At 74.7% G+C, this 16,007-nt stretch carries 5 protein-coding genes; 2 read left to right on the plus strand and 3 right to left on the minus strand.

Features of this window, described 5'->3' with window-relative positions; translation table 11 throughout:
* Window positions 1–5: 5 nt before the first annotated feature.
* The gene (locus tag ACIO3R_RS37355) at window positions 6–563 is read right to left on the minus strand and encodes a MarR family winged helix-turn-helix transcriptional regulator (protein ID WP_402111465.1); all 558 of its coding nucleotides are present in this window, start codon (window positions 561–563) and stop codon (window positions 6–8) included.
* 46 nt (window positions 564–609) lie between these two features.
* On the opposite strand from ACIO3R_RS37355, the gene ACIO3R_RS37360 reads away from it, so the two are divergent.
* Together ACIO3R_RS37360 and ACIO3R_RS37365 are read left to right on the plus strand one after the other, a co-directional pair.
* Window positions 610–1,914: a multidrug effflux MFS transporter gene (locus tag ACIO3R_RS37360; protein ID WP_385026045.1), complete on the plus strand. Its 1,305-nt coding sequence runs from the start codon at window positions 610–612 to the stop codon at window positions 1,912–1,914.
* A 91-nt stretch (window positions 1,915–2,005) separates the two neighbouring features.
* Window positions 2,006–3,106, plus strand: coding sequence for a P1 family peptidase (locus ACIO3R_RS37365; RefSeq protein WP_402111509.1), 1,101 nt, complete (start codon window positions 2,006–2,008; stop codon window positions 3,104–3,106).
* Between the two features lie 51 nt (window positions 3,107–3,157).
* Here the strand turns inward: ACIO3R_RS37365 and ACIO3R_RS37370 are convergent, their stop codons facing one another.
* Together ACIO3R_RS37370 and ACIO3R_RS37375 are read right to left on the minus strand one after the other, a co-directional pair.
* Complete coding sequence (locus ACIO3R_RS37370; RefSeq protein WP_402111467.1) at window positions 3,158–9,865, minus strand: beta-ketoacyl synthase N-terminal-like domain-containing protein; 6,708 nt, start codon at window positions 9,863–9,865, stop codon at window positions 3,158–3,160.
* 46 nt (window positions 9,866–9,911) lie between these two features.
* The gene (locus tag ACIO3R_RS37375; protein WP_402111468.1) at window positions 9,912–15,965 is read right to left on the minus strand and encodes an SDR family NAD(P)-dependent oxidoreductase; all 6,054 of its coding nucleotides are present in this window, start codon (window positions 15,963–15,965) and stop codon (window positions 9,912–9,914) included.
* Window positions 15,966–16,007: the final 42 nt, after the last annotated feature.

Here is a 16,007-nt window from a genome sequence, read left to right on the forward strand (position 1 = left end):
GCCGGTCAAGGCGCCTGGGCGCCACGGATGTTGGACAGGCCGAGGCCGATGTCGCGGCCATGACCACGTACCCGGTTGGCCAGCCCGTCCTCCATCACCTCGGCGAGACGGACGAGGGCGTCGAGCACCGCCGCCCGGTCCGTGCCGAGGCCGGACAGCATCTGTGCCTCGATGGAGAGCTGACGCGGGAACAGCTCGTCGATCGCCTGCTTCCCGGACTCCGTGATGGTCACCAGCGCGGCCCGCCGGTCGGCCGGGTTGGGAGTGCGGGCGATGTGGCCGCGCTTCTCCAGCTTGGCCAGCGTCTTGCTGACCCCGGCCCGCGACATTCCCATGTTGTCGGCCAGCCGGCGGGCGATGGACGGCTCGGTCGCCCAGCGGAGCGGAATGAGCAGGTCCGCCTCCGGCGCGGTGAGCGGGGCGCCCTCGTAGAGCGGTTCGAGGGCGCGGTCGAACAGCGAGGACACCTGCTTGACGAGCGCCACGACCTCCATGGCGGAGGCGTCCAGTCCGGGATTGCGGCGGACCCACTGATCGCGGACACCATCGGGATGGGACTGCACCAGCACTCCTTTGTTAACCAGTGAACCATCGGTTATCTTTCACTCCATGCTAACCCCTTCCCCCGCCTCCGACGAGGCGGCGTCCCAGGCTGCGCCGCCCACCCCGCTCGCCTCGCCCCGGCAGGTCTCGGCCCTGGTCGCCGTGCTCGGCGCGCTCACCGCCGTGGCTCCGCTGGCCACCGACATGTACGTCCCCGGCTTCCCCTCGATGGGGGCCACGCTGCACGCGAGCAGCTCGGCCGTGCAGCTCACCCTGACCGCGTTCCTGGCCGGACTGGTGGTGGGGCAGCTCCTGATCGGCCCGATGAGCGACGGCTGGGGCCGCCGCCGGCTCCTGCTGACCGGAGTCGCGGGCTTCATCCTCTTCTCGCTGCTCTGCGCCGTCGCACCGAACGTGGAACTGCTCACCGCGGCCCGCTTCCTCCAGGGCGTCGCGGGCGCGGCGGGCATGGTGCTCGCCCGAGCGGTCATCACCGACTGCTTCCGGGGCGCGGACGTGCCACGCTACTTCGCGCTGCTCTCCCAGGTCATCGGCATCGCACCGATCGCCGCCCCCGTCATCGGCGGCGCCGTCCTGTCGTTCTCGACCTGGCGCACCGTCTTCCTGGTCCTCGCCGTGATCGGCGCACTGCTCCTGGCCGCCGTCCTGCGCAAGGTCCCCGAGACGCTGCCGCCCGAGCGCAGGCACAGCGGCGGACTGGCCGGCACCCTGCGCACGATGGGCACGCTCCTCACCCACCGGGCCTTCATGGGATACGTGCTCGTGCTCGGCTTCACCTCCGCGGCGCTGTTCGCCTACATCAGCGGATCCAGTTTCGTCTTCGAGAACGTGCACGGCGTCTCGGCCACCGTGTACTCGCTGATCTTCGCGTCGAACGCGGTGGGGATGCTCATCGCCGGTGCCACGTTCGCCCGGCTCTCCCGCCGGGTCCGGATGAACACGCTCCTGACCGCCGGACTCACGGTCTCCGGTGCCGGCGCCGTGGCGCTGCTCGTGGTCCCGGCCCTGGCCGGGACGACCCTCGCGGCCACCTGGATCTGCCTCTTCTTCACCATGGCCGGCATCGGCCTGGTCTTCCCCGCCACCATGAGCATCGGCCAGACCCTGGGGCGCGTTGCCCCGGGTGCGGCCTCGGCGCTGCTGGGCGGCCTCCAGTTCCTGTTCGGCGCGCTCGCCTCACCGCTCGTCGGCGTCTTCGGCGAGGACACCGCGACACCCATGGCCGTCATCGTGCTCACCGCGCTCGCCCTGGCGGGCCTCGCCCTGATCCTGCTCGCCCGGCCGTGGCTGAGCCACGGCGAGGTCACCGCCGAACCGGCCGAATCCGCGGAATCCACCCAGGCGGCCTGAACCGCTCCTGCCGGGACGCCGGGCCGGTCCCGTAACCTCTGCGCCCATGGCTGACGACGGCGTGAGGGAAGAACCTGTGGACGAGAACCGCATGAGGGCACGCGAGCTGGGCATACCCCTGACCGGTGAGCCGGGGCCCTGGAACGCGATCACGGACGTACCCGGGGTCGAGGTCGGCTATGTGACCCTCCGCGAGGGCGACGACGTACGCACCGGAGTGACCGCGCTCCTGCCGCGCGGCCGGAACGGTGTGGGCCTGCCCTGCGCGGCCGGCTGGCACTCCTTCAACGGCAACGGCGAGATGACCGGCACCGCCTGGATCGAGGAGAGCGGCTCGCTCGCCGTGCCGGTGCTCATCACCAACACGTACGCCGTCGGCCCGGTGCACCGCGGCGTGATCGAGTGGGTGCGCGCCAACTGCCGGGGCATGGCGCCGGAGTGGCTGCTGCCGGTGGTCACGGAGACCTGGGACGGCCACCTCAACGACATCCACGGCGCGGCCGTGGAGTCCGGCCACGCCGCGGCGGCCATCGAGGCGGCGTCCACGGGCCCGGTCGAGGAGGGCTGCGTCGGCGGCGGGACGGGGATGCGCTGCTACGGCTTCAAGGGCGGCTCGGGGACCGCGTCACGGGTGGTGGAGTACGGCGAGGACCGCTACACCGTGGGCGCGTTCGTCCAGGCCAACTTCGGCGCGCGGCGCGAACTGGTGGTGGCCGGTGTGCCGGTGGGCCCCGAACTGCCCGACAGCCCCGGCCCCGCGCCGGAGGGCGAGCGCCAGGTGCCGCCCGGTGCGGGCTCGGTGATCGTGGTGGTGGCGACGGACGCCCCGCTGCTCCCGGGACAGTGCAAGGCGCTGGCCCGCCGCGTCACCCTCGGCCTCGCCCGCACCGGCACCACCGGAAGCCACTTCTCCGGGGACATCTTCCTGGCCTTCTCCACCGCCAACGAGTCCGCGCTGACCAGCACGTTCCCCTCCGACGACGGCAGCGCCCCGTACGAGTCGATGCGCTTCGTGCCGTGGGGCCGGATGGACCCCTTCTACGGCGCGGTCGTCGAGTCGGTGGAGGAGGCGGTGCTCAACGTGCTCACCGGCGCCCACTCGATGACCGGCCGCGACGGCCACCACGTCCGCGCGCTGCCGCTGGACAGGGTGTCCGAACTGCTGGCCGCACGCGGGGCGGGCCCGGCCTGACCGGACCCGGCGGCCCCGGACCGGGCGCTGGAACATGCGGCACGCCGTGCGTCACGGCAGGCGTGCCGCCCCCGGCACCACGCGCATACCCAGCCCCCGCACCCGGTAGATGCACGTGTCGTCGCCCCACAGCGACGCGTCCGCCACGGCGTAGGGCCCCCGTGTGTCCGTGCCGCTCTCCACGATGTCCATGTCCACCCGGATCAGCCGGTTGGCCGGGGTGATCTGGCCGCGGTACGTCCAGACCGCCTCGCGGCCGGGCAGCACCGGTTCGAACCCGGGGTCGGGGACGCCGTCGGCCGCGCCGCGTTCGAGCAGGTGGTACTGGAGCAGTTGGCACATGGCCTCGATGCCCAACGAGCCGGGCTGCACCGGGTCCTGGAAGAAGTGGGCCCGGAAGAACCAGGCGTCCGGGCGAACGTCCTTCTCCGACCGGAGCCGGCCGAGTCCCGCGCTCCCCCCGTCCGGCCAGTACCCCGTGATCCGGTCCAGCATCAGCAGCATCGGTCCCGGCAGGCGCGGCTTCCCGGCGCAGTACCGGGCGGGACGGGCGGTCAGGTCGACCGTGCGGCCGCAGGGCTCGTCGAGGCGGGCCCGGTCCTGCGCCGACGTCGGGAGACCCTGCTGGTCCTCGAAGGCCGACCGGGGGAAGTAGCCGAAGACCGTGGAGAGTTCGAACACGGGCACGTCGTCGGCCGTGCACGTCACCCGGAACGACTCGATGATCATGTCTCCGCTGCACGAGACGCGCGTCAGTTCGGCCCTGGTACGGATCCCGCGCGTCGCCGGGGTGACTTCGCCGGTGACCGTTCCCGACCCGTCGAGGTTGCGGAACAGCAGGTCGGTCGCGCTGGTCGTCGCGCTGCCCACGTACGAGGCCAGCCAGCCGCAGGGTTGCAGCGCGACCTCCATGAGGACGGCGAACGGCATGGCGCGGCCGCCGTTCTGCTCGAAGTACCACGCCCGGTCGGGGACGTCGTACTCGGCGACGACGACGCTGCCTTCCCGCATTCCGGCCTGCGGCCCGTCCACCGAGACGATCCGGCTCATGAAGTGGTACGGCGGGCCGGGAAGCCGGGCCACCCCGCGGGTGCCGTCGAAGGGCTCGTACATGGCGCCGAACGCCTCACTCGGCCGGCCCCAGGCGCACGCCAGCAGCGAGGCGTAGTCGAAGGGGAGCCCGTCGGCCGCCACGGCCACCGGCTTCTCCTCCACGTGCCCGGCCAGCCCGCCGAGCCGCGGGAGCGGCACCGGGACTCCATCGGCCTGCACGGCGGGCGGGCCCGAGTGCCGCCAGTGCGACAGCGGCCAGTCGGGGACCAGCCGGAGCGCCATGTCGCGGCCCAGGAACGCCTTGGCCCCGTCGACGGAGCCGAGGATGTCGGCGTGGAGCGTCGGCACCGGCCCGGCCGAGACGCCGCGCACGAACACCTCGTAGACGACCCGCCGGTCCTCCGGCGTCGCCTGGCCCCGGCACATCGCGCTGGAGGGATGTTCACCGACCGGTTCGAAGCGCCAGCCGTCCCGGTCGATGGTGAAGCCCATGGCCGCCAGGTAGAACGCCATCGCCTGGAGACCGCCCTGGAACATCAGGGTGCCCGGCATACAGGGGTCGTTCCTGAAGTGGCCGGAGAAGAACCAGTCGTCCGGGGACAACGACGTCTCGGCGCGCAGATATCCCCGGCCCCACGGCCCTCCGGCCGGGTCGAACGCGGTCACCTCGTCCAGCAGCAGCAGTCGGCCCTCGTCGAGGCCGGGCGAGCGGACATGGGCCGCCGTCGCCTCCCAGCCGGGCCCGAAGCAGTCCGCGGGCCGCCCCTGTGCCAGGGCTCGCACCCGGTCCGCGCCGAAACGGGTCGATGCGCAGCGCACGGCCGGAGGATCGAGCGGCAGGCCGTCACCGGGTGCGTGCTCGGCGGGGTCCCAGCGGACGCCGCCGCTGCCGGCGAGCTCCGCGGGGGTGAAGAACCCGGCCTGGCCCTCGCGGACACTGAGCCGCAACTCGCCGTCCACGTAACAGTCGTAGTGGAAGAAGGCCAGCCGGACGCCGTCGGCCTCCGCGTGGCCGTCGACATGGATCTCGAAGCTCAGGGTGTCGCCGGCCTCCGGCGGGCCGCCGTGGAACGTCACCTCGCAGCCGAGCAGCCGGTAGGCGCGCTCGCCCCGGTTGAGGAGGTCGACACCCAGCCAGCTGAGCAGGAGCAGATCGGCCTGGCCCGCCTCGATCAGCAGGCCGGCGGGCATCCGCCCGGTGGAGTCCAGATACCAGTCGCCGGGCAGGACGTCGGTCTCCGTCCAGATCCTCCCGTCCGTGCGGACCGGACCCGGCAGGGCGAGCGCTCCGGGCACCGCGTCGATGCCGGTGACCCGGTCGGCGAACAGCATGGGCGGCTCGGGCATCCGGGTCTGCACCGCGTAGCCGTCCTGCTCGGCGAAGAGCGGACCGAACAGGGTGGAGATCTCGCGGGAGGCGAGGTGCTCCAGTTGGGCACGGTCGAACGTCGGCCCCGGCTTCGGGCCCGCGACGGGCGCCGCTTCCGTCAGGGAAACGGGCAGTGGCAACGGACGGGGCGCGGAGCGCACGAGGGCCGGCGGCGCAGGCGCGGTGGGCGGACGCGGCGCGGTGGGGCCGGGCGGCCGTACGGGAGCGGGGCCGGGCCCGGACCGCCTCGTGCCGGCGGCCGTCAGCGCCGTGACGGCCAGCGCGGACACCCCCAGGAACCGCTGATGGGCCTCGGCGTGCGCGGCCATGACCTCCTGGTGCAGCGCGGCGGCCCGCAGCGCCTGCCGGGCGACCGCGGCCGCGACCCCTGAAGTCCCCGGCTCGCGGGCGCCTTCGGCAAGCGAACGGGACCGCTGCCCCGCGACGCCGGGGGACGGGACGGCGACGGCGGCCGGGAGGCGGCCGGACCCCCGGCCCGCCGGGTCGGTGAGGTGGCCGGACCCCCGGTCCGGTGCGGTGGCGGAACCGGTGGGCAGGCCGGGACCCCGGTCCGGTACCGGGGCCAGCTCGGGGGCCCGGGGCAGAACGGTCACAGCAGGCTCCAGGGGCGGTAGGCGCGGAGACGGGGGCACGGGAACAGTGACGGTGGGGCCGGGCTCCGGGAGTTCCGTCGCGGCCCCGGCGAGCCGGGCGAGCAACGCGTCGGCCCGCACCGGCACTCCGGCGACGACGAGCTCGCCGACCGCGATGCACAGGTGCCGCAGCCCGGTGTCCCCCGGGGCGTCCAGCGCGACGGCCACATGCTCCCGGTCACCGAGCACCCGCTTGATCCAGCCGGTGCACAGCTTCCGCGGCCCGTGCTCCACGAAGACCCGGACACCGTCCGCCCACGCCTGCTCGACCGTGGCCGCGAAGTCGATCGTGCCGAGTCCCTGAGCGGTGATCGCCTCCGCGGCCCGCTCGGCCGTCGGCCGGTACGCCCGCCCGGTGGCCCCGCTGTAGAACCGGACCCCGGGCACCTCGACCGTGGGACGGCGGTGGGTCTCGCGCCACACCTCCCGGACCTCCGCCAACTCCGGTGCGTGGGCCGCCATGTCGTAGTCCAGCTCGACCGCCCGGTCGGCGCCGATCCTGGCGACGACGGCCGCGCACGCCCGTGACTCGCCACCGATGACACAGACCCCGGGCGCGTTCACCGCCATCAGATGGACCGCGGCCTCGGTGGCGAGCTCGGCACGGACGGCCTCCAGCGGTGCGCCCACCAGGTAGCTCGACCACCGGGAGCCCTGGATGCCGCGGCGCCGCCAGGAGCGCCGGACCGCCCGCAGCTCACCCGTGAGTTCGGTCGTGAACAGACCACTGTCCCGGGTGGCCTCGTACAGCCCAGGGGCGTCCGGCCAGGCACCCAGCGCGACCAGCGCCGTCGACTCGCCCGAGGAGTACCCGAGCGCGGCGTCCGGCCGCAGACCGAGCACCTCGCGGCTGAACACGGTGTGGACGGAGGCCAGTTCGGCGGCGGCCCAGATCTGGCCGAGCACTCCGGGCTCCGACCGGGACCGCAGCCGCGTACCGAGCGCCCGGTGCTCGTCCCGGACGGACTCGCCCAGTGACGGCAGGGCGAGCATCAGCTCATGGCCCATGCCCGGGTACGCGGCCGAGCCGTTCGTGTACACGAAGGCGGTCTGCCCGGTGACCGGACCGTCCCGGTACAGCACGTCGGCCGGGCGGACCCCGCCCTCCGTCAGCCAGCGGCGGGCGGCCTCCCGGCGGTCCGCCGCCGTGGCGTCGCCGTCGACCACGAGCGCCAGCCGGGCCGGGCCGGCCGAGGACTCCGTACCGGAGTCCAGCGCGGCCAGCACCTCCCGGCGGTCGGCCCCGGAGAAGACGTGCAGGCGCGGAGCCGGGCCCCGCAGCCACGGCCGGGCGTCACCAGCGCGCAGCCGTACGCTCTCGGCCGGCCCCTCCAGCGGCGTGACCACGGCCCGCGCGGTGTGGGCGACGGCCGCGGTGTCCGCGGGGCCGCCCGCACGGGGTACCGCGCGGTGCTGGAGGGAGAGCGCCGCGACCGCGACGGAGAGCAGCCCGGACGCGGCATGGGCACGCCCGAAGACCGAGGCCGGATCGAACACCGCGCCGGGGCCGTCGCCGATGACCACGTCGGGCTCGTCGGCGTTGTCCCCGTCCCCGTCCCCGTCCCCGTGCTTGTCCTCGTCCAGCAGGGCGACGACGGTGTCACCGTCCCGGCGCGCGGCGTCCAGGGGCTTGAGGACCAGGACGACGGCCGCGTCCCCGGGCTCCTCCTCGCGGCCGAGTTCCCGCAGGGCGGCCCGGTGGACCGCCTCGCAGGACAGGTCGGTGGCACCGACGAGAGCGGCGTCGGCCTCCCCGGACCGGATGGCCCGAGCCGCGATCCTCAGGGCGACCAGCCCGGACGCCTCCTCCGCGGACACCGTGAAACCGGGCCCCGCCAGATCCAGTTGGGTACTGATGCGGTTCGCCGCGAGGTTCGGCATGCTGCCCACCACGCCCTCCGCCGTCATCGGCGGAGTGAACGCCTCCCGAGCGGCATCCGCCGACGGACCGGTGACGGGCACCCCCGACTCCTCGAGCCAGAACGGCACCCGCCAGCGGGCACCCGCGCGGGCCACCTGGGGGTCCACCCCGGTCCCGATGACCACCATGGTCCCCTCGCGGGGCAGGCGCACCTTCCGTACGGCCTCCCGGGCCGCCTCCAGCACCAGGAGCTGATGGGGCACGGCCCGCGCCAGGGCCAGCGGCGGGAAGCACAGGTCCGTCAGCTCCACGGCGATCTCCGCTACGGGACCGCGCCGTTCACCGCCCAGCACCGCCCGGCGGAAGTCCTCGGCGGATGTCCCCTCGCCGACCCGGGCACCGATGGCGACGATCGCCACCGGTACCGGCGCCGCCGGTACGTCGAGTGCCGGAGCCGGTCCGGGGGCGGCCGGCACACCGCGTCGCCCGGCGGACACGGCAACGGCATCCGGAGCATCGACGATCACGTGGGCGTTGGTCCCGCCGAATCCGAAGGCGCTCACCGCCGCCCTGCGCGGCCCCACCCACTCCTCCGGCCCGGTCAGCACCCGCAACGGCGTGCCCGCCAGCACGTCCAGCGGCTGTTGTGCGCCGAGCGTCGCCGGGCGGACCCCCGCACGCATCGCGCCGAGCACCTTCAGCAGCCCCGTCACACCCGCGGAGGCCAGCAGGTGCCCGACGTTCGACTTCGCCGAACCGATCGGCACGTCGTCGCCCGCCCCGAAGACCCGGGCCATGCCGCGCGCCTCCACCGCGTCCCCGACCGGTGTCCCCGTCGCATGGCACTCGATGAGCGACACCGACTCGGGAGCGACGCCCGCCACCTCGTACGCCAGGCGCATGGCCCGCACCTGGCCCTCCTCCGACGGGCTGATCAGCCCGGAGCCACGCCCGTCGTTGGACAGCCCCACACCGCGGATCACGCCGAGCACGGGCAGGCCGGCGGCGCGCGCCCCGGACAGCCGCATCAGAGCGACGAACCCGGCGCCCTCGCCGTGCACCAGCCCGTCCGCGTCCCGGTGGAAGGGGCGGCTGCGCCCCGTACGGCTCGTCGCGGACAGCCCGCAGAACCCCACGTGAAGGTAGAGGGGATCGGGGCGGCTGACCGCACCGGCCACCATCAGGTCGGCCGTGCCGTCATGCAGCCGGTCGCACGCCAGCTTGATCGCGTACAACGAGGACGCGCAGGCGGCGTCCAGCGACCAGGCCCCCGCCCCGAGCCCGAGCGCGCGGGCCGCGAGCCGGGCGGGCAGCCCGGAGGAGAAGCGGTTGCGGGCGTCGGGGCGCGCCCGGCGCTCACCCGTCAGCAGCGCGTCACGGAGCGGGGGCCGCTGCCCGGACAGCCAGACGTGTTCGGCGAAGGCCGCCCCGGCGGGTGTGGGGTACGACAGGTTCCCCAGCACCAGACCCCCGCGCGGCAGCGGGCCCGAGCGGCCCGCCTCGGCGAGCGCCTGCCGCACCCCGTACAGGACCCAGTGGAAGAGCGGGTCCAGCGAGGCGATCCGCTCCGGAGCGATCCCGAAGCCGCCCGGATCGAAGACGGCCTCGAACCCGTTGACGTACCCGCCGACATCGGTCCAGGTCCGGTCGAGGTGGTCGTCCACCGTGCCCATGGCCCATCGGCGCGGCAGCCGCCAGCGGCCTGCCGGCGCGGCCGACAGGCTCAGGCGGCCGGCGGCGATGTTCTCCCAGAACGTGTCCGGGTCCAGCGCGCCGGGCAGCACACAGCCCCGGCCGACGACGGCGATCGGTTCGAAACGCATGCGGGTCTCACTTCACGGCAGGGCGGAGGCCGGGGACGAGGACGGGTCAGGAGGGACGGCGGACGAGTTCGACACCGATCAGTTCCAGCCGGACGGACCCGTCGGCGTCGATCAGTGCCGCGTCGCAGCGCGCCCCCGTGTCATGGGCCTTCCGTCCCCGCACCACGCAGCGCACGGTGCCGTCCACCGGGCCGCGCCGGTGCACCCTGCACTCGGCGACAGCCATCGGCAGGGTCGCCGCCCCGAGCACCTGCGCACCCCAGAGCAGGGCGAGTTGGAGCGCGCCGTCCACGGCGGCCGGATCGAGCGGCCCGTGCTCACCCGCCCAGTCCAGGGCGCGCAGGCCGGCGACGGTCGCCTCTGCTCCGTGCTCGGAGACACCGAGGACCGTGCGCAGCGCGTGGAACCGGGGGCCGTGGAAGAGGACCTCCCCGTCGTACCACGCGGCCCGGTCGAGCGGCTTCAGGCCGTCCGGGGTGTGCCACGCGGCCGCGTCGGGCTCCACGGCCCCGGCGTCCAGGACGGCCCGGAAGTGCGCCAGGCCGTCCTCGCCCCGCAGCTCCGCCTCCAGGCCCGACGGTGAACCGGGCGCGCCCGTGCCGCCGAGCACGGTGATCCGGTGGCCCGCGCCGGGCAGTTCCGGCAGGGCGAACTTCCTGTACACCCGCAGATCGCGCAGGACGAGCGGCCCGGCGGCCGGCAGCCACGCCGCGCCCACGCCCGCGAACCAGTTCAGGACCAGCGCCACGGGCAGCACGGGAACCCCGGCCGGCGCGTGGTCGGCCAGCTGCGGCCAGGTGTCAGAGCGGACCAGCGACTGCGCGCGACGCGAGTCACCGGCCGGGGACAGGGCGGCCGGATCGGCCCCGGCGGCCAGGACGACGCGGGCCTCACCGACGGTGCCGTCCAGCTCGGCCGTGAAAGCCGCGGCGCCCTGTTCCAGGGGGATGAGCGGGACACCGGACCGGCCGAAACGCGCGGCCAGGGCCGGGGTGACCATGCCGCCCTGCCAGGGGCCCCAGGCCAGGCAACGCACCAGGCAGCCGGGGCGGCGGGCCTGCTCGGCCGACGCGACCTGGTGGAGGATCTCGTTGGCCATGGCGTAGTCGCTCTGCCCCGGGTTGCCGAACACGGCGGCCACCGAGGAGAACAGGCAGATCGTGTCCAGGGGATCGTCCGCCGTCGCCGCCAGCAGCGCCCGCAGACTCTCCACCTTGGTGGACATCACCAGCTCGGCCTGCGCGTCGGTCTTGTCCGCGATCCACTTGTCTGCGAGCACCCCCGCACCGTGCACGATGCCGGTGACCGGCCCCCACGTCTCGCGCACGTCGCGCAGAGCCGCGGCAAGGGCGTCACCGTCGCGAGCGTCCACCTGGACGTACCGGGCGGGTGACCCCGCGGCCTCCAGCCCCGCCAGTGTCGTCCGTACCTCGCGGGCGGCCAGGACGTTCCGGGCCCGCTCCGCGATCCGGGCGGGCGAGGAGTCCGCTCCGTTCCCGGCGGAGCGTTCCGCGAGCAGTCGGGTGAGCGCCGGTTCGTCGGTCGCCGACGCCAGTCCGGCGGGCTCGGCGGCCAGGTCCGTCCTGCCCAGCAGGACGATCCGCGGACGGTGGGTCCTGGCCAGGTCGAGCAACGCCGCGGCGGTCACCCCGCGGGCCCCTCCGGTGGCCACGAGCACCGACGCGGAGGAGATCCGCCGCGTGCCGTCGGACGTCACCGGCTCGCGCACCGCACGCGGCAGGGTGCGGGTGCCGTCCGCGCGGAGGCCGACCTCCAGGTCGGCTCCGCCTTCGAGCAGTTCCCGCACGATCGCGTCGGCGACCTCCTCGTCGTCCCGGCCGCCCCGCTCGCAGTCGAGGACCTTGACCGAGGCGTCCGGCCACTCCTTCGCCGCGGTCCTGGCCAGCCCGGCGACCCCGCCCAGCCAGGCGCGGCCGGGCGCGTGGCCTCCGAGCCCGAAGTCGCCCCCGGTGTCCTGAACGGTCACGAACAGCCCGCCGCCTTCGGCTGCCTGTGCCGCCACCGCACGCGCCGCGCGGAGCGCGGAGCGGTGGACCTCCCGCGCCTCGTCCGGCGCCTCGCTCGCGGTGAGCCCACCGAGATGGACGACACCGCGAGCGTCCGCGGGCACCTCGGCAACGGCGGTGGCCTCCACGCCGCGCTCCGTCAGTTTCCGGGCGACGAGGCCGGTGAGGTCGCACCCGCCGACGCCCAGGCCGGTCACCATGACGGGCCCGTCCAGCAGTCCCGCCGTGGCCAGCCCGGACGCCGGCGACTCCACCGCGCGCGGAACCAGCCTCGTCAGCGGCGTCTCCTCGCCGGACCCGGCGTACTCGCGGGCCTCCGGTACGGCGGGGGTGACCGCGTCGTCCGTGCGGGGCGCGGGCACGGCGTGGGTGCCCGGTTCCGAGGCCCCGGGCGGCCGGGCGCCGGCGGTGAGCGTGTCGACGATCTCGCGCAGCGTACGGAGCTTGCCGAGCTGCCCGACGTCTCCCGTCGCCACGTCACCGACCTGTCGGCGTACGACCGACAGGATCTCGACGCGCTTGATGGAGTCGACGCCCAGATCCGCCTCCAGCTCCATGTCCAGGTTGAGCATGGTGGCGGGGTACCCGGTGAGCCGGGCCACCACCGACAGGAGCAACTCCCCCAGCTCCGACGGCGACAGGGGCGCCGCATCAGCGCCGTGAACAGGCGTGGCGGTGGGAGCCGGCGCGGCCTCCACGGGCGCCGGTACGGTTACGGGCGCTGCTGCCGGGACAACGGGCGCGACGGGAGCCGGCGGTGCCACGGGAGCTGGAACGGGGCCCGGTACGGGGGCCGGTACGTGCCGCGGTGACGCGGAGCGGGGGAGCGGCAGCGGCGCCGCGGGAGCCGGCAGGTCCATGGCCGCACCCGGGTGCGACACCCCGAGCATCGCGGCCAGGGTCGTCTCGGTCATCCGGAGAAACGCCATGTGGCTGTCGGTCAACATGCGTTGGACGGCCGCGTGGGCCTGTGCCGTCTGCCGCTGGACAGCCTCGACGGCGGCGAACCAGTCACCGTCGACGCCCGTGTGGTCAGGGGCATCGGCCTCGTGCACCGGTGCGGGCTCCGGCTGCCAGGGGGCGGCAGCCGTCCCGTACACCGCCGGCTGCGGGGTGTGGACGGGGGAGGGAGGGTACGCGGGCATGGGGACCGCCGGGGTGTCGGACGCGGATACGGGTGCGGGTACGGGTACGGGGTCAGGCTGAGGTGGGCGTTCCGGCTCACGTTCCGGAGCGGGTGGCGGTTCGGCGGACGCGGCGCGGGGCAGGGGCAACCGGCCGTGGTTCGCTCCGCTGATCTTCACGGTCATCCGGGGCTCGCGCTCCTTCGCTGGGGTTCCGGGCGGGGTGTACGGCGCCCAGAGAGCGTCGAGATCGAGGGGGACGCCGCGTACGGCGAGTTCGCCGAGCGCGGCGTGCAGGGCGTCGGCCCCGGGCCGGGCCGGGCGGTCCAGGGGAACGGCCGCGTGCTCGCGGTCGCCGAGGATCTGCCCGACCAGGCCGGTCAGCGCGGTGCCCGCACCGACCTCGACGAACGTCCGTACCCCCGCCGCGTACATCGCCTCGATCTGGTCCTGGAAGAGCACGGGTGAGGCGAGATGGGCGGCGATCCGGCGGCGCACCTCATCGGGGGCCGACGGGTACGGCGCCGCGTCCGTGTTGCCGTAGACCTCGATCCGGGGCTCCGTGAGCGGCACCGTGCGCAGGTACGCGGCGAGCGGTTCGACGGCCGGGGCGACCAGCGGGCTGTGGAAGGCGGTCGACGTGGCCAGCCGACGGGTGTCGATTCCCTCGGCCGAGAACGCCTCCCCGGCCCGCACGATCGCCTCCACAGAGCCCGAAAGCACCACTTGGTGCGGGGAGTTGTGGTTGGCCGGCCAGATGTCGCCGAAGTCTCCACCGGCCAGCACCTCCGCCACGTGCGCGCGGTCCGCCGCCACCGCCAGCATCGCGCCCGGGGTGGCCGCCGCGTCCCGCATCAGCTCGCCGCGGCGACGGGCCAGACCCACCAGCGACCCGGCGTCCAGCGCACCCGCGCAGTGCAGCGCCACCAGCTCGCCGAAGCTGTGGCCCGCCACGCAGTCCGGCCGCAGCCCCAGCTCCCGCACCACCTCCAGCAGCGCGAGCGCGTGCACCGCCAGCGCGGGCTGCGCCCACTCCGTGGCATCGAGCAGGGTCCGCCGGGCGGTGCGTTCCTCGTCGGTGAAGGCGGGCGGCGGGAACACCACCCGGTGCAGGGGCTGCCCGTCGAAGCGGGTGCCGCCCAGCCGGTCCCACACGGCCTGAGCGGTCGGCGCCAGCATCGCGAGATCGGCTCCCATCCCGACGTACTGGGAGCCCTGGCCCGGGAACAGGAACCCGATGCGGCCGGGCGCGGCCTCCCCGCACGCGTACCGGACACCGTTGGGCGTCGAGAACGCCGTGCCGGGTCGCTGCCGGATCAGCGCGACCGCCTGCGTGTACTTCTCCCGCAGGTCCTCGGCATCGGTGGCGACGACGGCCAGCCGCACCCGGGCGGCGGACGAGAAGGCGGTGTGGCTCTCCCGCGCCAGGGCGGCCAGCGGCCGTCCGTCGTCCGTCCGCGGCGGCACCAGGTCCGACGGGGAGGCGCCGCTGAACAGGACGAGCTCGCTCGGCGCGGAGCGGTGGCGCAGGGCCGCACGCCCCGGGGTGCCCGAGGGTTCGTACTCCTCCAGCGTGACGTGGAAGTTGCTGCCTCCGAAGCCGAAACTCGACACCGCCGCCCGGCGCGGATGGCCGGCCGGCCGTACCCACGGGCGGGTCTCGGTGTTGACGTAGAACGGGCCGTCAGGGGTGGCGGCGGCCGGGTTCGGCCGTTCGACCTTGACCGTCGGCGGCAGCACCTTGTGGTGCAGGGCCATGACGGCCTTGAGCAGCCCCGCCGCACCCGCCGCGCACTTGGTGTGGCCGATCTGCGACTTGACCGAGCCGATCGCGCACCACTGCCCGTCCGTACGGCCCGAGGCGCCGAACACCTCGCCGAGCGCCGCCAGTTCGGCGGTGTCCCCGGCCTTCGTGCCGGTGCCGTGCGCCTCGACCAGTTCCACGGTCTCCGGTCCGTAGCCCGCTTGCTCGTAGGCGCGTCGCAGGGCCCGCGCCTGGCCGGCGGGCAGCGGGGCGTAGATCGCCGTGCTCCTGCCGTCGGACGACGTGCCGATGCCCCGGATCACCGCGTGGATCCGGTCGCCGTCACGCTCCGCGTCGGACAACCGCTTCAGCGCGTACATGACGACCGCTTCGCCGAGCATGGTGCCGTCGGCCGCCGCCGAGAACGGCCGGCAGTCACCGCTGGGGGACAGCGCGGGTGTCTTGGAGAAGCACAGGAACATGCCGATGTCGTTCCCGGTGTCCACGCCTCCGCTGATCACCAGGTCGGCCCGGCCGAGGGACAGCTCACCGACCGCCGTCGACAGGGCCGCCAGGGAGCTGGCACAGGCGGCGTCGGTGGTGTGGTTGATGCCGTGCAGATCGAACCGGTTGGCGATCCGGCCCGCGACGACATTGCCGAGCAGCCCGGGGAAGGACGATTCCTGCCACGGCGCGAAACGGGCCGAGATGCGGTCGCACACGGCCTGCGCCTCGGCCTCGCCGAGTCCGCCCTCCCGCAGCCCCGCCAGCCACACGGGGCGCTGCGTGCGCCCGTACATGTGCGGAAGGAGCTCCAGGGCGGCCGCGCCGAGGACGACGCCGGTCCGGTCCCGGTCCACCCCGGCCAGACCGCCGGCGTCCGTCAGCACCTGGTCCGCGACCATCAGGGCGAGCAGCTGGGAGGCGTCCGTCGCCGCCAGGTTGGCGGGGGGCACCCCGTAGGCCATCGGGTCGAAGTCCACCTCGGAGAGGAAGGCGCCCCGACGGGCGTACGTCTTGTCCGGGGCGGCCGGGTCCGGGTCGTAATGGTCCTCCACCCGCCAGCGGGAGGCGGGCACCTCGGTGATCAGGTCGCGGCCGCCGGTCACGATCCGCCAGTAGCCGGCCGCGTCCTGCGCGCCGGGCACCTGGGCGCCCACACCGACCACGGCGACGGGGACCTGGCGGGGGGTGGTCGCGGGCACGGGCTCTCCTGGGGGTCGGGCCGTCGTCGCTGACGCCTCGGC

Source organism: Streptomyces sp. NPDC087428 (assembly GCF_044744085.1).
Lineage (GTDB): Bacteria > Actinomycetota > Actinomycetes > Streptomycetales > Streptomycetaceae > Streptomyces.

Excerpts from the sequence above, each read along its gene's own strand:
- ACIO3R_RS37365 (WP_402111509.1), top strand. The coding sequence starts at position 2,006 with ATGAGGGCACGCGAGCTGGGCATACCCCTGACCGGTGAGCCGGGGCCC.
- ACIO3R_RS37370 (WP_402111467.1), bottom strand. The coding sequence starts at position 9,865 with ATGCGTTTCGAACCGATCGCCGTCGTCGGCCGGGGCTGTGTGCTGCCC.
- ACIO3R_RS37360 (WP_385026045.1), top strand. The coding sequence starts at position 610 with ATGCTAACCCCTTCCCCCGCCTCCGACGAGGCGGCGTCCCAGGCTGCG.